21 protein-coding genes are annotated in these 20,209 nt (G+C 67.8%); 10 read left to right on the top strand and 11 right to left on the bottom strand.

Going from position 1 to position 20,209, the window contains the following annotated elements; all coding sequences use genetic code 11:
* The first annotated feature begins 92 nt into the window (after window positions 1-92).
* The 3 genes from C471_RS02540 to C471_RS02530 all read left to right on the top strand — a co-directional run bounded on the left by C471_RS02540 (window position 93) and on the right by C471_RS02530 (window position 1,310).
* Complete coding sequence (locus tag C471_RS02540; protein WP_004046395.1) at window positions 93-359, top strand: hypothetical protein; 267 nt, start codon at window positions 93-95, stop codon at window positions 357-359.
* Between the two features lie 61 nt (window positions 360-420).
* Window positions 421-954, top strand: coding sequence for a DUF5815 family protein (locus C471_RS02535; protein ID WP_004046394.1), 534 nt, complete (start codon window positions 421-423; stop codon window positions 952-954).
* Window positions 955-1,094: 140 nt separating this feature from the next.
* Window positions 1,095-1,310 carry a hypothetical protein gene (locus C471_RS02530; RefSeq protein WP_004046393.1) on the top strand — a complete coding sequence of 72 codons (216 nt, stop codon included), beginning with the start codon at window positions 1,095-1,097 and terminating at the stop codon, window positions 1,308-1,310.
* Window positions 1,311-1,392: 82 nt separating this feature from the next.
* Here C471_RS02530 and C471_RS02525 read toward each other — a convergent pair whose 3' ends face one another.
* Window positions 1,393-2,403 (bottom strand): hypothetical protein, encoded by a 1,011-nt coding sequence (locus C471_RS02525; RefSeq protein WP_004046392.1) that lies wholly within the window; start codon window positions 2,401-2,403, stop codon window positions 1,393-1,395.
* 275 nt (window positions 2,404-2,678) lie between these two features.
* On the opposite strand from C471_RS02525, the gene carB reads away from it, so the two are divergent.
* Complete coding sequence (gene carB / locus C471_RS02520; RefSeq protein WP_004046391.1) at window positions 2,679-5,906, top strand: carbamoyl-phosphate synthase large subunit; 3,228 nt, start codon at window positions 2,679-2,681, stop codon at window positions 5,904-5,906.
* Between the two features lie 3 nt (window positions 5,907-5,909).
* On the opposite strand, the gene C471_RS02515 is transcribed toward carB, so the two are convergent.
* Window positions 5,910-6,479, bottom strand: coding sequence for a nitrous oxide reductase accessory protein NosL (locus C471_RS02515; protein ID WP_004046390.1), 570 nt, complete (start codon window positions 6,477-6,479; stop codon window positions 5,910-5,912).
* Window positions 6,480-6,585: 106 nt separating this feature from the next.
* Between C471_RS02515 and C471_RS02510 the strand changes: the two genes are divergently transcribed.
* From C471_RS02510 to C471_RS02500, 3 genes are read left to right on the top strand one after another with little or no spacing between them, the layout of a single operon-like run.
* On the top strand, window positions 6,586-8,664 hold the full coding sequence (locus tag C471_RS02510) for a right-handed parallel beta-helix repeat-containing protein (RefSeq protein ID WP_004046389.1): 2,079 nt from the start codon (window positions 6,586-6,588) through the stop codon (window positions 8,662-8,664).
* On the top strand, window positions 8,657-9,451 hold the full coding sequence (locus C471_RS02505; RefSeq protein ID WP_049908928.1) for an ABC transporter ATP-binding protein: 795 nt from the start codon (window positions 8,657-8,659) through the stop codon (window positions 9,449-9,451). The genes C471_RS02510 and C471_RS02505 overlap by 8 nt, the downstream gene beginning before the upstream one ends.
* Complete coding sequence (locus C471_RS02500; protein WP_004046387.1) at window positions 9,448-10,311, top strand: ABC transporter permease subunit; 864 nt, start codon at window positions 9,448-9,450, stop codon at window positions 10,309-10,311. The genes C471_RS02505 and C471_RS02500 overlap by 4 nt, the downstream gene beginning before the upstream one ends.
* 24 nt (window positions 10,312-10,335) lie before the next feature.
* Here the strand turns inward: C471_RS02500 and C471_RS02495 are convergent, their stop codons facing one another.
* Window positions 10,336-10,683 carry a DUF7471 family protein gene (locus tag C471_RS02495; RefSeq protein ID WP_004046386.1) on the bottom strand — a complete coding sequence of 116 codons (348 nt, stop codon included), beginning with the start codon at window positions 10,681-10,683 and terminating at the stop codon, window positions 10,336-10,338.
* 112 nt (window positions 10,684-10,795) lie between these two features.
* Here C471_RS02495 and C471_RS02490 point away from each other — a divergent pair, with 112 nt between their 5' ends.
* Both C471_RS02490 and C471_RS02485 read left to right on the top strand, forming a co-directional pair.
* Entirely contained in the window at window positions 10,796-11,299 is a 504-nt protein-coding gene (locus C471_RS02490) for a winged helix-turn-helix transcriptional regulator (RefSeq protein WP_004046385.1), read from the top strand.
* A 226-nt stretch (window positions 11,300-11,525) separates the two neighbouring features.
* Window positions 11,526-12,212 carry a DJ-1/PfpI family protein gene (locus C471_RS02485; RefSeq protein WP_004046384.1) on the top strand — a complete coding sequence of 229 codons (687 nt, stop codon included), beginning with the start codon at window positions 11,526-11,528 and terminating at the stop codon, window positions 12,210-12,212.
* Between the two features lie 38 nt (window positions 12,213-12,250).
* On the opposite strand, the gene C471_RS02480 is transcribed toward C471_RS02485, so the two are convergent.
* The 7 genes from C471_RS02480 to C471_RS02450 form a co-directional block, all read right to left on the bottom strand.
* Complete coding sequence (locus tag C471_RS02480) at window positions 12,251-12,730, bottom strand: universal stress protein (protein WP_004046383.1); 480 nt, start codon at window positions 12,728-12,730, stop codon at window positions 12,251-12,253.
* 171 nt (window positions 12,731-12,901) lie between these two features.
* The gene (locus C471_RS02475; protein WP_004046382.1) at window positions 12,902-15,115 is read right to left on the bottom strand and encodes a PAS domain S-box protein; all 2,214 of its coding nucleotides are present in this window, start codon (window positions 15,113-15,115) and stop codon (window positions 12,902-12,904) included.
* Between the two features lie 66 nt (window positions 15,116-15,181).
* The gene (locus tag C471_RS02470; RefSeq protein WP_004046381.1) at window positions 15,182-15,484 is read right to left on the bottom strand and encodes a hypothetical protein; all 303 of its coding nucleotides are present in this window, start codon (window positions 15,482-15,484) and stop codon (window positions 15,182-15,184) included.
* Window positions 15,481-16,827, bottom strand: a complete 1,347-nt coding sequence (locus tag C471_RS02465; protein WP_004046380.1) for a helix-hairpin-helix domain-containing protein — start codon at window positions 16,825-16,827, stop codon at window positions 15,481-15,483. Before C471_RS02465 ends, C471_RS02470 begins: the two co-directional genes overlap by 4 nt.
* On the bottom strand, window positions 16,824-17,216 hold the full coding sequence (locus tag C471_RS02460; protein ID WP_004046379.1) for a hypothetical protein: 393 nt from the start codon (window positions 17,214-17,216) through the stop codon (window positions 16,824-16,826). Before C471_RS02460 ends, C471_RS02465 begins: the two co-directional genes overlap by 4 nt.
* On the bottom strand, window positions 17,206-17,775 hold the full coding sequence (locus tag C471_RS02455) for a hypothetical protein (RefSeq protein WP_004046378.1): 570 nt from the start codon (window positions 17,773-17,775) through the stop codon (window positions 17,206-17,208). Before C471_RS02455 ends, C471_RS02460 begins: the two co-directional genes overlap by 11 nt.
* A gap of 103 nt (window positions 17,776-17,878) precedes the next feature.
* Window positions 17,879-18,409 (bottom strand): hypothetical protein, encoded by a 531-nt coding sequence (locus tag C471_RS02450; protein WP_004046377.1) that lies wholly within the window; start codon window positions 18,407-18,409, stop codon window positions 17,879-17,881.
* A gap of 244 nt (window positions 18,410-18,653) precedes the next feature.
* Here C471_RS02450 and C471_RS02445 point away from each other — a divergent pair, with 244 nt between their 5' ends.
* Window positions 18,654-18,890: a hypothetical protein gene (locus C471_RS02445; RefSeq protein ID WP_004046376.1), complete on the top strand. Its 237-nt coding sequence runs from the start codon at window positions 18,654-18,656 to the stop codon at window positions 18,888-18,890.
* 194 nt (window positions 18,891-19,084) lie between these two features.
* Here C471_RS02445 and C471_RS16795 read toward each other — a convergent pair whose 3' ends face one another.
* Complete coding sequence (locus C471_RS16795; protein ID WP_152421799.1) at window positions 19,085-19,990, bottom strand: hypothetical protein; 906 nt, start codon at window positions 19,988-19,990, stop codon at window positions 19,085-19,087.
* Window positions 19,991-20,209 lie beyond the last annotated feature (219 nt).

Here is a 20,209-nt window from a genome sequence, read left to right as displayed (position 1 = left end):
CGTCACCGCGGAGCCCCGTTCGCGGTCGTCACCGCAGAGCCCCGTTCGCCGCCGACCGTTTTTGCGTCCGGGGCGCGTATCGACGCCCGGCCATGTCCGACGATGTCACCGTCGATGTCGAAGTGGAAGTCGAGGTCGACAGCGACGAGCTACGGATTGAACGCGACGACGCCGAGGTGATCGAAGCCACCTACGAGGCGAACGGGGTCGAGATCGAAGTTGAGGCGGAAGTGGAAGTGGAGGCGGAGTCGGACGCTGAGGATCACGGCGACGAAACCGGGGACTACGACGGCGAGAGCGTCGACGGAGACGGGGCGGAAAGCGTCTCGGATGACGGTGGCTACGAGGGCGACGAGTAGCTCTCCCGTGTCACCCGTCCCGTTCCGCGCCTTTTAACCCCGACAGCGCCCAACGGCGGGTATGTCCCAGCCGCGCGTCCCCGGCGGTGACGAGAACACGCTGGAGCTGCCGTGCGGGCAGACGATCGCGTCCGGCGAGTTGGACCTGGGGATGCGCGAGTTCGAGTGCGACTGTGGCGAGACGCACGCGGTCGTGATGGACGTGCATCCCCCGGAGCGGTTCCTCCCGGACTTCCTGGTCGAGGTGCTTCGCGAGGCGATCGAGACCACGAGCGAGGAGATGCCGGAGTTCGACACGCCGCACCTGCTCGGGGTCGTCTTAGAGGAGTTCCCCGAGGCCGTCGTCGCGTACGACGCCAGCGAGAACGCCGACGTGGGGTACGCGATGGCGTGGGTGACGGAGTTCGACTCCCGCCGCCTCCACGAGATCGTCGTCGAACTCGTCGTCGAACTGATGGAACACGCCGTGAGCCACGCGGACGACGACGAGGCGCTCTCGGCGTTCGAGCAGGAGATGGTCGAGTTCGACGTGACCGAGTTCGTCGACCAGTACCGCGCCGAGCGCGACCTCAAGGCCGAGGACCCGTACGCATAGGCGCGGTCCTCGCCCAGTTCGAACCCGTTCCGCTCGACGCCTCAAACGACCGAGAACGACCGATACAGCCCTCGTGTCAGACGGCTGTCCGACTCGCGTCTCACTGAATCCTATATATTCGGGGACCGTACGTAAGACGTATGAGCGCCGGCGAATACGACCGGTACGACCGGATCCGCAGCGTGCTCGCCGAGGCCGACGAGCCGCTGACGGCGCGGGAGATTCTCGCGCTGGCGGGGGAGTGCGAGGAGATCGACAGCCCCCACCGCGTCGCCACCGTGTTGGGCCGGTGGGCGGAGCGCGGCGAGGTCGAGGTCATCGCGGATCGCCCCTACCGGTACCGGCTGGTGCCCTGAGGGTCGACTCGGGACCGGAAGCCGCCGTTCCGGCTGCCGCCGGGGTCGGGTGCGCGGTCGTCCGGCGACAGCTCGCGGGTGGCTACGGCGTCACGATCAGATCGAACCGATAGACCGCGTCTCGATACCCGACGACGACGTTCCGGAAGTCGACCCGGGTCTCGTAGCCGTCTATCGGTTGGAGGTCGTCCGCGATACCGAGCGTGTCCAGGGCGTCGGCGAGCGCGTCCGAGGGCGGGGCGCCCTCCTCGTAGCGGCGCGGGTCCTCGGCGATGGCGTCGTCCATCACTCCCCGGGCGGGCTCCGAAAGCCCGGCGGAGTCCAGGTCGCGTTCGACGATCACCCCTCTCGCGTGCTCGGTGAATCTGGCACGCCTGTCCGCGATCTCGTGGACGGTGTACGTCCACTCCGGAACGCGGACGGTCCGCCGCTCCGCGACGGGCCGGAAGTGCTCGCCTTCGTACTCGACGAAATCGAACGGGGGTGACGGGACGAGCGCGCTGGCCTCGGCGTCGAGTTCGTGGTGGTACTCGACGGTCTGTAGCTCGTCGAACTCCGGGTCGCCGAGGAACCCGTCGTGGCCCGCGTACACCGCGTCGAGCGCCGCGTCGAGCACGCGCTCGTCCTGCGTCGAAAGGTCGAACGGGGGTCGGGCGACCGTCGCGTCGTCGGGCGGCGTCTCGCCGACTCGTTCGACCGCGAAGTGCCACCGCTCCAGTTCGAGGTGTCGTTCCTCGGCGATACGAACTTCGTAGTAGGTTCCGTCTCGTTGGAGGAACGTCGGCCGCGGCCGCGTCTCGGTCCCCCACGAGTCGCGTCCGACGAGCGGCCACTGTCTCACGGTCGCGCTCCCCGTCTCGAACAGCTCCGCGAGCGTGGCCGTCTTCGTCTCCGTCGAGAAGTCGACGCGGGTCACGGCGTCGATGGCCGTCGGGTCAGGCCACAGGTACGGCCGGCCGATCGACGAGAGGTCCAGTTCGTCTCCGAGGAGCGCGTACGCGTCGAGACTTCCGGGACTCAGACACCCGGCGGTCGCGACGGTCGCGGCCGAGGCGCCGAGCAGTTGGAGGAGGCGGCGGCGGGAACGGGTCATTCCGTCCCGAGATTCCCGGCTTTTTGCTAAATTCCTTGTGGTGACCCCTCGAACCGCCGATCCGTGATATGCGGCGCGGCACTACTGGCCGATCGCGCGACACGTCACCGGCCACCGCGGGGCGTCTCACCGACCGCCGCGTGGCACTTTACCAACCAACGTGCCAAGTACTATCAACCACCGTGGTACGCGCTGACTTGCGAAAATCGCAAACTCGCTGCGAGATTCGTATTCTATCGCCGACCTTATTACGATGAGCGTACTCCGTCGCGATAATGAGCGAGGACCGGACCATACTACTCATCGGTAGCGGACCGATCCAGATCGGACAGGCGGCCGAGTTCGACTACTCCGGCGCACAGGCGTGTCGCGCCCTGCAGGAAGAGGGAGCGCGGGTCGTTCTCGTGAACTCGAACCCGGCGACGATCATGACCGACCCGGAGACGGCGGACCGGGTGTACATCGAGCCGATCACGTCCGAGGCCATCTCGGAGGTCATCCGGATCGAGGAGCCCGACGGCGTCATCGCCGGGCTCGGGGGTCAGACCGGGCTCAACGTCACCGCTGAGCTCGCGGAGGAGGGGATCCTCGACGAGTACGACGTGGACGTGATGGGAACGCCGCTCGACACCATCTACGCGACGGAGGACCGCGACCTGTTCCGCCAGCGGATGGAGAACCTCGGCCAGCCCGTGCCGAAGTCGACGACCATCTCGCTGGACGAGGACGAGTCGGTCACCGACTTCGACGAGGCGGCCTTCCGCGAGCGCGTGCAGGAGGCGGTCGACTCGGTCGGCGGTCTCCCGGTGATCTCCCGGACCACCTACACCCTCGGCGGCTCCGGCTCCGGCGTCGTCGACGACTTCGAGGAGCTCGTCGAGCGCGTCCGCAAGGGGCTCCGCCTCTCGCGCAACAGCGAGGTGCTGATCACGGAGTCCATCGCCGGCTGGGTCGAGCTGGAGTACGAGGTGATGCGGGACGCCGACGACTCCTGTATCATCATCTGTAACATGGAGAACATCGACCCGATGGGGATCCACACCGGCGAGTCGACGGTCGTCACTCCCTCGCAGGTGATCCCCGACGACGGGCACCAGGAGATGCGCGACGCCGCGCTCGAAGTGATCCGCGATCTGGGCATTCAGGGCGGCTGTAACATCCAGTTCGCGTGGCACGACGACGGCACTCCCGGCGGCGAGTACCGCGTGGTGGAAGTGAACCCCCGCGTCTCCCGCTCCTCCGCGCTGGCCTCGAAGGCGACGGGCTACCCGATCGCCCGCGTCACCGCGAAGGTCGCGCTGGGCAAGCGGCTCCACGAGATCGACAACGAGATCACCGGCGAGACGACCGCCGCCTTCGAGCCCGCCATCGACTACGTGGTGACGAAGGTGCCCCGGTGGCCCATCGACAAGTTCGACGACGTGGACTTCGAGCTCGGCACGGCGATGAAGTCCACCGGCGAGGCGATGTCGATCGGCCGGACGTTCGAGGAGAGCATGGTGAAGGCGCTGCGCTCCTCCGAGTACGACCCCGCCGTCGACTTCGGCGAGGTGTCCGACGCGGAGCTGGAGTCGGAGTACCTCGAACGCCCGAGCCCGGACCGCCCGTACGCGATGTTCGAGGCGTTCGACCGCGGCTACACCGTCGACGACGTGATCGAGCTGACCGGTATCTACCGCTGGTACGTCGAGCGCTTCGAGAACATCGCCGACGGGACCGCCGCGGCCGCCGAGGGCGACTTCACCGAGGCCGCGATGGTCGGCCGCACCGACGCGGAGATCGCCGCGACGGCGACCGCCGGCGGCGTCGAGGCGGACGTGAGCGAGGTCGAAACCTCGGTCCCCGACCGGACGTACAAGCAGGTCGACACCTGCGCGGGCGAGTTCGAGGCGTCGACGCCGTACTACTACTCGGCGCGGCTGCCGGAGTTCCTCGACGGCGCCGACACCGCCGGCGCGGCCAACGAGGTCCGCGTCGACCCCGACGTGGAGAGCGTCGTGGTCGTCGGCGGCGGCCCGATCCGCATCGGGCAGGGCGTCGAGTTCGACTACTGCGCGGTCCACGCGGTGCGCGCGCTCCGCGAACTGGGCATCGACGCGCACGTCGTCAACAACAACCCCGAGACGGTGTCGACCGACTACGACACCTCCGACGGGCTGTTCTTCGAGCCCATCTCCGCCGAAGAGGTCGCCGACGTGATCGAGACCACCGGCGCCGACGGCGTGATGGTGCAGTTCGGCGGGCAGACCTCCGTCAACGTGGGCGAACCGCTCAAGGCGGAGATCGACCGCCGCGGGCTCGACTGCGATATCATGGGCACGAGCGTCGAGGCGATGGACCTCGCGGAGGACCGCGACCGGTTCAACGTCCTGATGGACGAGATGGGCGTCGCCCAGCCCGAGGGGGGGACCGCGACGAGCGAGGCGGAGGCGCTCGAACTCGCCCACGAGATCGGCTACCCCGTCCTCGTGCGCCCCTCCTACGTCCTCGGCGGGCGCGCGATGCGCGTCGTCGAGAGCGACGCGGAGCTCGAGGAGTACATCGAGGAGGCGGTCCGGGTCTCGCCGGACAAGCCGATCTTAGTCGACCAGTTCCTCGACGACGCGGTCGAACTGGACGTCGACGCCGTCGCCGACGGCGACGACGTGCTGCTCGGCGGCGTGATGGAACACGTCGAGAGCGCGGGGGTCCACTCGGGCGACTCCGCCTGCATGATCCCGCCGCGCTCGCTCGACGACGAGACGCTCGGCCGGGTCCGCGAGGTCACCCAGGACATCGCCCGCGCGCTCGACACGGTCGGCCTGCTCAACGTCCAGCTCGCGGTGACGGGCGTCCACGGCGACGCCGAAAGCGAGGTGTACGTACTGGAAGCCAACCCGCGCTCCTCGCGGACGGTCCCGTTCGTCTCGAAGGCGACCGGGGTCCCGATCGCGAAGCTGGCCGCGAAAGTGATGACCGACGACCTGACGCTCGACGACCTCGACGTCGACGAGCAGATCCCGGAGCACCGCAGCGTGAAGGAGGTCGTCCTCCCGTTCGACCGCCTGCCGGGCTCGGACCCGCGGCTCGGTCCGGAGATGAAGTCGACCGGCGAGGTGATGGGCACGGCCCGTTCGTTCGGCAAGGCGTACGACAAGGCGCAGGACGCGACGAGCAAGCCGATCCCGGAGTCCGGCACCGCCGTCGTCGACCTCTCGGCCGACGAGTTCCCGGACCCGGACACCGAGGAAGGCGAGGCCCTCGTCGCGGGGTACGCCGAGCACTTCGAGCTGAGCGAGGCGACCGACCTGATCGAGGCCGCGAAGCGCGGCGAGATCGACCTCATCGTCTCGCGTCAGCGCGAGCTGCTGGAGGTCGCCGTCGAGGAGGAGATCACCTACTTCTCGACGCACGCCTCCGCGAAGGCGGCCTTGGAGGCGATCGAGCACAAGGCCGACGACATCGACGTGATGGCGGTCTCCGACCGGCCGAAGCGCGTCGAGAAGTGGGGCGCGAGCGAGTAGCGCTTATAAGGCTTCCAGCGTCCCCCGGTCCACGTCCTCGGCGGGCATCGGCTCGCCGCCGTACTCGTCGACGAACGACTCCACGTCCCCGTCGTCGCTGAACGGGATCAGCTCGGGTCCCATGGCTCCGACGACCTCGCTGCGCGCGACGACGGTGAGGTCGGTCGTCCGCGAAAACGCCTCGCTCCCGACGTGCGAGGAGAACATCGTGTCGGACCCCTCCCGAAACACCTCCTGGTCGACGAGCGAGTAGTCGGTGAGAAACGCCGCCAGAACGGTCCGCCCCGCGTCCTCGGCGTCGAACCGGTAGGTGTACATGCAGACGCTGCTGCAGAACTGCCCCGGCCGCCCGCCCTCGGGCTCGTCGTCCTCGAAGTGGATCTGTCCGACCGGGCCGGGGTGGTCTTCGATTATCATGCCGCACTGGTCGCAGGCCCGCTCGCCGTCGAGCGAGATCGGGGTGATCGACGCGCCCTCGTCGCCCAGACAGCCGGCGGCCGCGAGCGAGAGTCCCGCACCGACGCCGACCAACAGGCGCCGTCTCCCCGTCGACCGCGGTTCGCGTTCGGTCATCGTTTAACAGTTCGCATACGAGCGTCTTAGGCCCTCGGGACCGATTCGGGCGCCCGTTCGAGGAACGAACCAGATCGGATAAACCCCGAGCGGTAGAAATCGACCCGTGGCGCGCTTCGATCCCTACGCCGATCCGTCGCTGGCGGTCCGGCTCGCGCTCGCCGGGCTCCTCCTCGTCGCCGCCGCGGCGACCGCGGGGGCGTTCGCGGCCGACCCCGAGGCGGCCGCGCCGTCGCCGGTCGCCTACGACGACGTGGTCGAGCTCGGGCTCTCCTCGGAGACGGACGCGCTGATGGCCGGGTCGGCGAGGGTGCCGCGGACCGAGGTGTTCTACTCGCAGCTCCAGTACGTGGTCGGCTACAACGGCGTCGAGTCGTTCGTGGCGACGGTCGGCGACGGGCGGACCGAACGCCAGTTCGGCTACCCGATCACCGTCTACGTCGAAACGTTTGACGACGCCCGGCCGGGGACGACCGAGACCGGGCTGTTCAGATCGGAGCGGCTCGGCGAGTGGACGCCGGCGGAAGAGGCGGTGTACGTCGTCGGCAGCGAGGCCCGGAGCCCGGCCGGCGAGACGGTCGTCCCGTTCCGCGAACGCGACGCCGCCGAGGCGTTCGTCGCCGACCACGGCGGGCGGGCGGTCGACTGGGAGGTGGTCCGGAGCCGGTCGTTCGACACCGACTCCGCGGCGGCGGTGCGCGGGACGGCCCCCGACCGGTGGACCGCGGCCGACGAGCGGATCGCGGCCGCCGAGCGCCGCGCCGACCGGCCGGTCTCCGTCGTCGTCAGCGAGGACGCGCCGACGGTCGAGGCGGCGGTCGCGGCCGCGCCGGCGAACACGACCGTCGTCGTCCCGCCGGGGACGTACGAGGAGACCCTGACGGTGAACGAGTCGGTCACGGTCGCCGGCGAGGACGCGCGGATCCGCGGCGACGGCAACGGGTCGGTGATCACGGTTCGGGCGCCGGACGTGGCGCTCACCGGGCTCTCGATCGACGGGAGCGGCGGACAGACCCGCGATCCGGAGGCGGCGCGCGAGGGGCGCGACGGTGGGGACGGGACGTGGGACACCAACATCCAGCTCGGCTACGGCCACGGCGACGCGGGGATCCGCGCGATCGGCGCACCGGGTCTCGTCGTCGACGACGTGACGATCGAGGCGAACGCGAGCGGGCTGCTCTTGCGAGAGGGGTCCCACGCGGTGGCCCGGGACCTCCGCGTCAACGGAACGGACGAGTGGCGGGACGGGTTCATGGGGATCACGGGCATGCAGTCGCGCGTGACGGTGACCGACAGCGTCTTCGAGGGCGGCCGCGACGGGATCTACCTCCACCGCGCCGACGGCTCGGTCGTCCGGAACTCGACGTTCGCGGACAACCGGTACGGGGCGCACCTCATGTACACGGGCGACGCGCTGATCGCCGACAACGCGTTCCGAAACGAGCTGTTCGGCGGGGTCACCGTGATGACGCGTCCCTCGGGCAACGCGATCGTCGGCAACGACGTGCGGAACTCCAGCGCGGGGATCCAGGCCTCGGGCACCCGGACGTACGTCGGGTACAACACCCTCGTCGGCAACGAGCTTGGCTTCTCGACAAGCTCGCGGGGATCGCTGTACGAGCGCAACGTGGTCGCGGGAAACGACGAGGGCGCGCGCGCGACCACGGTCGTCCCGTCGAGTCGAGTGGTCGCGAACGACTTCGTCGGCAACGCGGACCACGCGGGCGCCGGGGCGGGCGCGCTCCGGATCTGGGCCGACGGCGACCGCGGGAACTACTGGGAGGGAGCGAACGTCGGGACCCACGAGCCCGGAGAGCGCGCCTACCGCCCGACATCGCCGGTCGACGCCGCGCTCCACCGCGAAGTCGCCGCGGTCGCCGTGCGCGAGTCGCCCGCGGTCGCTCTCCTCGACCGCCTCCGCGGGACGGTCCCCGGGGCGCGCTCGGGGAGCATCATCGACCCGGCGCCGGCGGCGGCGCCGTATTCGCCGGACCGGCTGGCGGCCGCGCTCGATCCGGACGCGGGACCGGTCGGCGCCGACTGGCGCGCCGAACTGAACGGTGATACCGGGACTACGACGATGGACACACGCGATCGGAACGCGACGGGAGGGAGTATCGATCCGGGAGCGCGACCGGCCGGTCCGACGACCGCACCGCCGACGGGAGGTGTCGCGGATGCCTGACGGGCCGGTCGCGACCCTCTCGGGGGTGACCCGGACGTACGGCGGCGTGCCGGTGCTCGAATCGGTGTCGATCGGGTTCGAGCCGGGCGTCACCGCCGTCGTCGGCCCGAACGGCTCCGGGAAGTCGACCCTGCTCAGGGTCCTCGTCGGCGCGACGGAGCCGACCGCGGGCGAGGTGACTCTCCCCGGGGCGACCGGCCCGAAGCCGCTCGGGTACCTCCCGCAGCGGGTGCCGTTCCGCGAGGGGTTCACCGCTCGCGAGACGCTCGCGTTCTACGCGCGGCTCGTCGGGGACGACCCGGACGCGGCGCTCAAACGGGTCGGCCTCGGCGACGCGGGCGACAGGCGGGTCGAGGCGCTCTCGGGCGGGATGCGGCGACTGCTCGGCATCGCGCAGTCGGTCCTCGGCGACCCCTCGCTCGTCGCCTTAGACGAGCCGGCGAGCGGCCTCGACCCCGGAATGCGCGAGCGCGCGTTCCGCGCGGCCGCCGAGCGAGCCGACGCCGACACGGCGGTCGTCGTCTGTTCCCACGCGCTCGACCTCGTCGACGAGCACGCCGACCGCGTCGTGCTCCTCCGCCGCGGAGAGATCGCCGTCGCCGGCCCGCTGGACCGACTGCTCGACGAGCACGGCGCCGCCGACGCGAGGGAGCTGTACCGCGTCGTGGTCGGCGAAACGAGTGCGCCGGCTCGGGACGAGGGCGACGGCGACGGGAGCGACGGGAGCGGAAGCGACGGCGACGAAACGGAGCCGGCGGTCCACGTCACGGGGGTGTCGGACCGATGACCGGTCCGCTCTCCGGGGTCGCGACCGTGTTCCGGCGCGAGCTCGCGACGGTGGTCCGGACGCCCGGCTACGGCGTGCTCGCGGCGGGACTGCTCCTCGTCGTCGTCGGCCTCCTCGCGGCGGGCGGCGGCGGCGCGACCGGGTTCGTGCCGGCGGTCGTCGATCTGCTCCTCCCGACGGAGGTGCTCGTCCCGCTCGTCGCGGTGGTGTTGGGGTATCGCGCGCTGCTTTCCGACGCCGAAAGCGGCGAGCTGGCGGTGATCCGGACGTACCCGGTGCGCGTCGGCGAGTACGTCGTCGGGGTGCTGCTGGCGCGAACGGTCGCGCTGGTCGCCGTGGTGGGCGTCCCGTACGCGCTGGTCGGCGGCGTCGTCTGGCTGACCGCCGCGCCGGACACGGGGATATTCGCGACCCACACCGGCGTCGACTCGCCGGTGCTGTTCGTCCGGTTCCTCGCGCTCGTCCTCCTCTTGGGCGCGGCGTACGTGTCGCTCGCGGCGGCCGTCTCCGCGCTCGCCGCGAGCCGGCGCAGCGCGATCGCGCTCGGAGTCCTCGCGCTCGTGGCGGGGGTGCTCGGCGGCGACCTCGCGTTGCTCCGCTCGCTCGCGGCCGGGGCGTCGCCGACGACTATCCCGGAGGCGCTCGCGCTCACGCCGAACGGGGCGTTCCGCGGGCTCGTCTTCGAGCACGTGATCGGCGTCGCGTTCGCGCCGGAGGGGGAGTTCGTCGCGACGGGACGGGCGGTCGCCGCGCTGGTCGTCTGGTCCCTCCTCGGCGCCGTCGTCTCGGGCGCGGCGCTGGCGTACGGCCGTCGCGTCGACGCGGTCATCGAGGAGATCCGCAGCGGGTTCGGCGGCTGAGACGGTGACCGATCCGCTCCTCGGTCAGTCCGACGCCGCGTCGTCGCTCACTGATCCCGGAGCGTACGCGTACACCGCGTAGAGGACGACCGCGGCGATCAGGAAATCGAGGCTGTGTTCGAGGAAGTGATGGACCGGCATCGGCACGACGCCGAAGACGGTGCCCGCCCCCACGAGCGAGCGAGCGAAGAGGGCGCCGACGGCGACGCTTATCAGGCCGTACTGCGCGCCCCGGCGGCGGCGGTACGCGACGAGACTCACGAGAAAGAGGAGCCCGGTGCCGGCGCCGGCGACGAACACGACGGCCAAAATCGGCAGCGAGCCCTCTACGCCCCAGCCGCCGAGGGCCGCGGTCGCGGGAGTCGGAGTCACGCTGTCGAGTCGTACTGCGGCGAGCCACAAGAATACACCCGCCGACCGGTCCCGCGCGGAGGGAACGCCCGAGTGCGTTTTACGTGCCGATCCGGTAGCTCGCGACGAAGCCATGCCGGACACCAGATCCCGGGTCCGTCGACACGTCCGCGAGACGCCGGGCGTCCACTTCAACCGGGTGGGCCGCGACCTCGACATCGCCACCGGACAGGCGCAGTACCACCTCCGCCGGCTCGTCCGCGACGGCGAAATCGCGGTCGAGCGGATCGGCGGCCGCGCCCACTACTTCGACCCGGCGTTCGACCCGTGGGAGCGACGGGCGATCGCCTATCTCCGGCGGGAGACCCCACGCGGCATCCTCGTTCGACTCCACGCCGACGGCCCGACCCGCCCGGCGACGCTGGCTGAGGGTCTCGGCATCGCGCGGAGCACGGTCTCGTGGCACGCCTCGACCCTCGTCGAGAGCGGAATCGTCGAGAAGTCCGACGACCGGCCTCTGCGCCTCTCGCTCGCGCGCCCCGAGCGGACCGCGGCGCTCCTCGACGAGGTGTCGCCGTCGCTCCCGGACCGGATCGTCGACCGGTTCGTCCGGACCGTCGACAGCCTGTTCGAGTGAGGGCGCCCGCGGAGAATCCTGTTGCGTTACCGCCTCTCACGGCCTGCGCTCTCGCGTTCGACGCCCGCACCAGACCGGGTCTGCGCAGCCCGGCCGCCGGGTTCGACGTGAGACGATCGACCGCCGAAAGGAAGTAGGTCGAGGGGGAGCGCCGGCGACTCGGCGAGGCGGCGCGTGCATCGGCGAAGGGAACGCACATGACGGTCGGACGCGTGCGGTCTGGACGATGGACGTCGACGTTCTGCTGTACGACGGGTTCGACGAGCTCGACGGGGTCGGCCCGTACGAGGTGTTCGACTACGCGCTCGGCTTCGCCGCGACGGAGGCGAGCGAGGGAGCGGACGCCGGATCGAGCGACGGCGCCGAGTCCGGCGAGGAACCGGGGCGCGTCCGGTACGTCGCCCTCGACGAGCGCGAGCGGGTGACCGCGAGCCACGGGACGCGCGTCGGCGTCGACGGCGTGCTCCCGGACCCGGGCGGCGACGAGGCCCCCGACCTGCTCGTCGTCCCCGGCGGCGGCTGGACCGCGCGAGACGAGGAGGCGAGCGCGTGGGCGGAGGCGCAGAAGGGCGACGTGCCGCGCGCGCTCGGCGAGTACCACGCCGCCGGCGTCCGGACCGCCGCGGTCTGTACCGGAGCGATGCTGCTCGCGGAGGCCGGCGTCACGGACGGGCGGCGCGCGGTCACCCACGCCTCCGCGGTCGACGAGCTCCGCGAGTCGGGCGCGACGGTCGTGGACGCGCGCGTCGTCGACGACGGCGACCTGCTCACCGCTGGCGGCGTGACCTCCGGGATCGACCTGGCGCTGTACCTCGTCGAGCGGGAGTTCGGTCGGGAGATCGCCGACCGCGTCGCGACCGTCATCGAGTACGAGCGCCGATACGAGGTCGCGGGCGACAGCGGGAGCGCCTGAGTTCGATCAATCCCCCGCGCCGTCCCCGGGCAGCGGCATCAATCTCCCGCGCCGTCCCCGGGCAGCGGCGCGGCGTCGTCGTCGCTCTCGCCGGTCTCGTTGACCGTGGTGTCGCCGTCGGCGTCGACCGTGATCACGGTGCAGTCGAGCTCGGTACGCAGGAACGCGTCGATGTCGGGGTCAGAGAGGAGCTTCTGGACCATGCGCCGCCAGCGCCCGGCCTGCTTCGAGCCGATGACGACCACGTCGGCGCCCTCGGCGACGACCTCCTCCAAGATCGTCTCCTCGACGAGGAACCCCCGACGGACGACGTACCGCGCGCGGTCCAGCCGACCGATCCGCTCCTCGACGGCGCGTTTCAGGTCGCTGCGGGAGACGCCGCCCGAGTTCTGATAGAGGTCCACGTGGAGGATCGTGAGTTCGGCGTCGCGCTCCTCGGCGACACGAGCGGCCTCCCGCAGCGTCGCCTCGGAGTGGGACGACGGCGGGAACCGGACCGGTACCACGACAAGAGTCATGTCTGAACGGTTGCATGCGAGGGATAAATACGCTGTCGGTGCGAGTAATCGAACTGAGAACCGGCCTGCTGCAGGCAACTTGTCCGCGAGACCGTCGAGCGGCGACGGGACCGCCTGCTCCCCCGCCGGCGGTGTCCCGCGTCGATGGATGCCGACCCCGGAGGGCCCGGCTCAGCTCCCGGTCTCGACGTCGGCGTCCGTTATCTCGAAGCGGGCGCCGCCCGCCTCCCTCCCGCCCTCTCCCTCCCCCTCCGTCGCCGTGATCTCCCAGCCGTGTGCGAGCACCAGTTGCCGGACGCTCGCCAGACCGAATCCGCCGCCGGTCGCTTTCGTGGAGTGGCCGGCATCGAAGATGCGATCGCGGTCAGCCGGGGGGATCCCCGGACCGTCGTCTTCGACGTAGAAGCCGTCAGGGAGGGTTCCGACGGTCACGTGGACGTCGTCGCCGCCGTGTTCTATGCTGTTCTTGAAGAGGTTCTCCGCCAGCCGTCTGAACGCGTCCTCGTCCGCTCGGATCGTTCCGTTCCCCTCGACCGTCAGCGTCGCCTCGGCGGTCTCCAGTGAGCTCCAGGCGTCCCGTAGACACTCCCGTAGCTCCACGTCTGTGAACTCTCTCACGAGTTCGCCCTCTCGCATCACGGCCGCCAGGTCGTCGATGATGTCGTCGAGCCGTTCGAGCGCCGCGTCGGCCTTCGCGAGGTGCCCCTCGTCGCCGGTCTCTCGGGCCAGCTCCAGCCGGCCCCGAACCGTCTCCAGGGGCGTCCGCAGGTCGTGTGAGAGCACGCTTCCGAAGTGTTCGAACTGGTCCAACTGGCGCCGCAACCGGCGCTCGCGGCGCCTGCGATCGCTGATGTCGCGACCGATACCGACCACGAACTGGTTCCCCTCGGTGTCCGTGAGCCGACGCTTGCGGAACTCGTACGGGACCGTGCGCCCGTCTTTCGTCAGCAGGTCGGCTTCGGTCGTCGCCGACCCGGTTTCGAACGCCTCGTCGATATCCGTTTGGATCCGCTGTCGGTCCTCGGGCGGGAACAGGTCAGCGGGTGACATCGACAGGAGCTCCGTCCGAGAGTAGCCCGTCACCTCCGTCGCGCGATCGGCCACGCGAACGATGTTCCCGTGGTCGTCGATCGCGTAGAAGAGGTCGTCGAGAACGTTGAGCGCCTTATCCAGGAAGTCCTGTTCGACTTCGCGTTCCCGTCTCGCCTCTCGCTGTCGAGTCACGTCCCGGGTGACCTTGAGGAACCCCTGATGGACGCCGTCGTCGTCGAAGACGGCCGTGATGGCGACGTCCGCCCTGAACGTGGACCCGTCCTTGCGAACGCGCCGTCCCGTGTCCGTGGCCGAGCCGGCGTCGCGTGCGGTCTCTAACAGCTCGTCGGCGTACCCCTCCTCGGATTTCTCGTCCGGGTAGAACACGGAGACGTGCTCGCCGACGATCTCCTCCTGGCAGTACCCCTTCAGCCGCTCCGCTCCCCGGTTCCAACTGGTGACGAACCCCTCGGGGTCCAGCGCGACGATCGCGTACTCCTCGACCGCGTCGACGAACTCGGAGAGGCGGTGTCGCCCGCCTTCGAGCGCCCGCTCCTCGTCCTCCTGTGCCGTGATGTCCTGAATGAAACAGAGCAGCGTCCCCTCGGTGCAGTACGAGAGGGCGTGGTCGACCACCAGCCGCGTCCCGTCTTTGCGCTTGTGAACGCTTTCTCCGGTCCATTCCCCCTCGACGGGGACAGAAGGGAGGATCTCCTCGTACACCCTGCTCACGTGATCGTCGGGATACAGCATCTCCCAGTGCTCTCCGATCATCTCCTCGCGCTCGTAGCCGTACGTGTCGACGTACGCCGGGTTGGCGTAGAGGAACCGACCCTCCTCGTCGAGGAACGCGATCCCCTCCCGCGTGGTTTCGATGGCGTGGAACCCTCGCTGGACCTCTCTGGTGGCGTAGTACTGCTGGACCGCGTTCTCGATCCGGTTGACGAGGAGCGTGTACTGGTCCGTTCCCCCCTGCTTCTGGAGGTAGTCGGTGACGCCCGCCGAGATGGCCTCGCTCGCGATCTCCTCGCTTCCCTTGCCGGTGAACAGGATGAACGGGAGGTTCGGGTGCTCCGCTCGAACCGCTTCGAGGAACTCCAGCCCGTCGGTTCCGGGCATGTCGTAATCGCTGACGACGCAGTCGACGCCGCCGGTTTCGAGCCGATCGAGCCCGTCCTCGACGCTCGTTTCGGTGACGACTTCCAGCGCCTCCCCTTCGCGTTCGAGATAGATGGAAACGAGCTCCGCGAACCCCGGTTCGTCATCGACGTGAAGCACCGTGATGTCTCCCCGCTGGCGGGTCAGTGTGTCTAACCGCTCGCGAAGCGAGAGCGGCTCCGACGACGGGACCATGCCGAGACGTTCGTTTCTCCAGACGTATTACTCCTTGCAGAAAACGGAACCGGCCGCGCCGGCCCTTCACGCGACGGGAGCGCCCGCGACCGCCGCGAACTGCTCCGGATCGAACCGGATTCCGCCGACGGTGTCGATCCACGGGAGTCGTCCCAGCTGCTGAGCGCGTCCGTGGGAGAGGCGAACGATCGCGAACCCCGACTGGTGGTGGAGCACGAGGCGGCCGGCCGTCCCCACCAGTCCGAGCAGACCGGTGACGAACGCATCGTGGTCGACCGCGTCCCGCCGTTTCACGAAGAAGAACCCCTCCGCCTCGGGGTCCGGTCCGGCGACCTCGACGGACGCGCCGAACCGCTCCGCGACGCTCATCGGTCCGCCGCCATCCGCGTCGCCTCCTTGATCCAGCCCTCGGCCCGACTCGTCGACGCCTTGGTTATCTCCGAGACGGTGTCGGGGTCGAGCGCCGCGAGCTGTGAGACGTTCCGGACGCCCTTCTCACGGAGACGACCCGCGTACGTCGGGCCGATCCCGGTCACTTCTTCGAGCGCGATCGGTTCGTCTCGGCCGCCGAGCCGCTTCTGGAGGGCGGCGATCTGCTCGACCGGCAGAGAGAGCTCCGCGGCGATCTTCTCGGGGTCCAGCTCGACCAGCGATTCGAGGTCGGTGACGCCGGCGCGGCGGAGCCGTTCGACGACCGCGGGACCGTTCTCGGGATCCACCCCGATTATCGCGCGTCTGAACGCCTCCATGCGCGCTCGCTCGGTGTCGCCGTCGAGCTTCTCCGGTGGGGCGTCGTCGCCCTCCGCCTGGTCGGCGCCATCTTCCTCTGCCTGGCCGGCGCCGTCGTCCTCGCTTCCCGTGTCGCCGTCAGACTCCGGAGCCGGGTCTGCGTCCGTCTGGCTCGCCGCGTCCGTCTGGCTCGCCGCGTCCGTCTGGCTCGCCGCGTCCGTCTGGCTCGCCGCGTCCGTCTGGCTCTCCGGCCCTTCGGAGAGTACCAGATCGACGGGCGACCCGGGCTCGGCGACGGCGTATGGCTCGGGGAACTGCTCGATGACGGCGCCCGGTTCGATCTCCGGATCGGCGACGCGCTCGACCGCCCCGACGGTCAGGTCGGCCGCGGCGAGCCGGCGCGCCGCGACCTCGTGCGGCTGGCCCCGCAGGTCCGGCACGTCGGTGTACCCCGATCCGGCGTCTTCCGGCTCCCCGCGCGGAGCGCGCAGCCGGAACGAGACCTCGCTGAGATTCGCCGACACCGACGACTCGTCCAGCGACGGCAGGTGCATCCGGATCCCGTCGTCCGTCTGGATCACGTTCGTCTTGAGCGTGAAGTCCACGTCGTCGACGCGGTAGCGCTCGCTCGCCAGGTCGTCGTCGACCTCTTCGAGCGCCGCGCCGAGGTTCGAGAAGACCTGCTTCGGCTCCACCGCCGGCCGCTGGGCCTCCAGCTCACCGACCCGCTCCCGAAGCTCCTCGCGCTGTGCCTCGACCTTCGAGAGCTGGCGTTCCAAGGCGGTCCGCTCGCTTCGAACGTCGAGCACGTCGGTCTGCAGGCGAACGAGCGACTCCTGCTGTTCGGTGATCAGCCGTTCGACCGCCGCCCGCTCGACGGTCTCGAACTTGCCGACGTCGAGCTGGGGGATCTCCTCCAGCTGGAACGTCTCGGCGAACCGCGTCGCGCCGGCGTCGACGGTGGACCGCTCGCGGTCGCTCATGGGTTGCGGGACTCCGGCGGGACGGGAGCGATGCGAAGCCGCACTTCGCTGGCGATCTCGGCGTCCAGATCGTACTCGTTCGTGACGCGGTGGTTCAGCGGAACGGCGCTCACGACCGGCTTGTAGGCGCGGACCTCGTTGGTCTCCGGATCGCGGATCTCCTGTCCCTCGATCGACAGCGTCATCTCCAGGTCCGCCTCGACGTCGGCGAACCTGAGCCACGACGCGTCGAGGTCGTACGCGAGGGTCCCGTCCTCGACATCGCGGTCGATCGCGCGCTGGACCTCCATCGACCGCCGGTCGAGCTCCTCCTGCCCCTCCGCGACCGAGAACGCGACCGTCCGGATGAACTCCTTGAGCGGACGCGCGAGCCACTCGTCAGTCGGCACGCTCGCCTCCGTCGCCGGCGGCGAGCCCGTCGCTCGTCTCGTCCGTCTCGCTGGCTCCGGCCGCGGCCGGCATGGGTGTCGGTTTGAGCCGCGCTTCGAGCCGGGCGTTCGCGCCGGCCTCGCGGTCGAACGTTCGCCGGTCGATCACGGACTGGGTGCCCGCCCGGAGACCGAACGCCCGATCCGAACGCCCGCTCTCTGTTCGGTCGCTTTCGGCGACGCTAACGTCGACATCGACTTCGATCGTCGCATCGCTGAACTGGTATCGATCGGGCGTGAGACCGAGTTCGAGCAGGGATCGACGCTCCGTCGCCGCGGCGTCCGTCGTGACCGTCCCGTCCGACTCGATGGTGCGAGTCAGCGTCGGGACGACCTCGACCTCCGTCTCCGCGAGGGTCGTGAACGTCTCGACGGCGTGTGCGTCGAGCTCGGTCTGGGCGTCGGCGACGCCGGCGGCCAGCAGGTAGACGAGGTCGTCGAACGGGACGTCCGCGACCGCGTCGGACGGTCGAGCGGGGGCGATACTGCGCGATGGTAGGTGATGTGCTCGTAATGGCATGAGTCTCAGCGATGCCGCTCTCCTCCGCCGATGCGGATCTCGTGCGAAAGCGCACGGGCGGAGTGAGCGGCGGGTTCGGTCACTCCGTCTCTTTCGGATTCGGTCACTCCGTCTCTTCTTCGACTTCGGGCTCTCGCTGGTCGATCGTCTCGACCTCGGGGAAGAGGTACGGCGGTTCCGGCACCGGAACCATCGTGGTCTTCAGCTTGCTCGTGCCGTGGACCTCCTTGCCGAACTTGCGGTTGTGGCTCACGTCGGTCTGGATGCTCCCGCCCCAGAGGCCGAACCCGGCGTGCGCCTCGGCGCTCACGTCGATGTTCGTCTCGCGCTCGGTGGTCGTCTTGATGTCCATCTCGACCTCGATGACGGCCTCCGAGAACTGGTAGAACGTCGGGAACAGCCCGGCCTGCAGCAGGGAGACGTCGATCGGGTCCGCCTCGGAGTAGGTGACGTCGCCGTCCGTATCGATCGTCCGCGTGATCGCCGGGATGACCTCGATCTCCGTGTCGGCGAGGATCTTCGCGACCTCGACCGAGTTCATGTCTAACTGGTTCTGTGCGTCCGCGATCCCCTGACCCATGCTCGCGATCATCTCGGGGAACGGTACGTCGAGTAGCTCCTGTCCTACGGACATTCTTAAATAATGAACGTAATAGATATTAAATAGGTATGTAAGAAGTTGGGGAGTATGTTGCTGGTTTGATGGGTGAGTCGTGGTCTCCCGGCGACCGCCGAAGCCGACCGGAACAGGTGTAGGGGACTTCCATCGAGGGTACCGGTTCGGCGAGTCAAGGTCGGATCGGTACTCTGATCGTTGACGCTCCACGGGTCCGTCGAGGAGAAAGACGTATGCCCGACGCGCCGAGTGTCCCTGGCACATGTCCCTGCTGGAGGCTTATCGCACTGATCTGCGAGAGCTAGTCGCCGCCCTCGACGATCGAGAGGTCTTCCGACCGGGCGAGCGCGAGGCGTGGGACGAGGGGATCGACGACGCCGACGACGTGAGCGAACTGCTGACGACCGCGGAGGCGCTCCACAAAGCGATGCTCGACCGAGAGGGCGTCGACGAAGTCGTGAGCGAACACACGGAGGCGCGGACGCGGGCGTTTGTGTGACTTCTGTCCTTTCATCAGAGCAGTCGTAGTTGGAGGATCTACCAATTATTTTCAAATATGGGATGGATAATTACCAGGGAACCCACGCTTGCCGTCGAAGTAGATTAACCCAGTTTCTCCGGAAGAATCTGGATAACATCTGAGAAAAATCTCCGCGAATTCTACATCGAGAAATATTGATAACGTATATAGTTCTAATTTTCTTCCGAGATGGTGTAAGTGAGCCATGGTGGTGATTTATACGGAGTCAGCATGTCCACAACCAGAATGATAACCGACTGTGAGAGCACTGCCGCCATGGTTAATTCCGCATAGAAAGTCGACTCTCGGCTAAACCCAGTGATCGCGAGATCAACCACCAAAAGTAGAGGTGGTAATAGCAGAGTGATAGTTACAGTCCACTTTGCCCAGAGAAGGAGATTGTCTACAGTCCTCCAACGTACTTCTCTGAATAATGTGTGCTCTCCGTCATACTCTCCATACAGGATGGCGTTGGGTAAAAGGAGTCTGACGTAGTGTTTAACAATAGAATATTCTTCTGAATGATCACTAGTTAACCAAGTTGAAAAAACGGTCCAACTCTTAGTGAACCCCCCAATAAGTAAGATCATAAGAGCATATACACCATTGAATAGTACACTATCCTTAGAAACTTCGGCAGTAAATGCTGAGCTCTCTGTATTAGGTATATTTGTCAGACACTGAGCAGGCACACGAAGACAATCAAGATATGCAGTTAGACGGTGTAGATTTTGAGTTCTAAGCAGAACTTTTGTTATAAAGAATAAGACTACGATACTAGTTAATAGGTATATGATGTTCATTGCGTTCTCCGTCAGGGATTCCCGAAGAAGATAAGCGGGTAAGTATGCGACGAATATAGAGAAAAAGAGGGGAACAATCATTGAGAGAATATCTGGCGGGATAGGAGAGTAAAGGATTACAAAGCCTGAAAAAACGACGAACAGAACCAATCTAACAAAAGAGGAGACTGGCTTATCCAGAACTGTCTCACGTGCTATTCTGAGAACATCGCGCTCCGATTCGCCGTGTATGACCGTGCTCCTAGTGCTTCGAGCTTCATATTCTACGAAGTACATCCTCCCAAATAGTAAGAAAAAAAGTAAAATGATAGACGTCTGGATTAGTTCAGTACCTAGTGATTCATATTGTCGATATAATAAAATGAAGATGCAAATACAGACTGGGGACACCAACGCTACCTGGATAAGCGAGACAGCCCACTTTCGGGGCGAGGAGAACAGGGCATTACGTATGTCTATTACCATACCTGATTAAATACAACATACTTGAAATGT

It is taken from the genome of Halorubrum saccharovorum DSM 1137, from assembly GCF_000337915.1.
GTDB classification, from domain to species: Archaea; Halobacteriota; Halobacteria; order Halobacteriales; family Haloferacaceae; genus Halorubrum; species Halorubrum saccharovorum.
The sequence above is the reverse complement of the archived record's forward strand: the minus strand, read 5'-3'. Positions and strand labels throughout refer to the sequence as shown.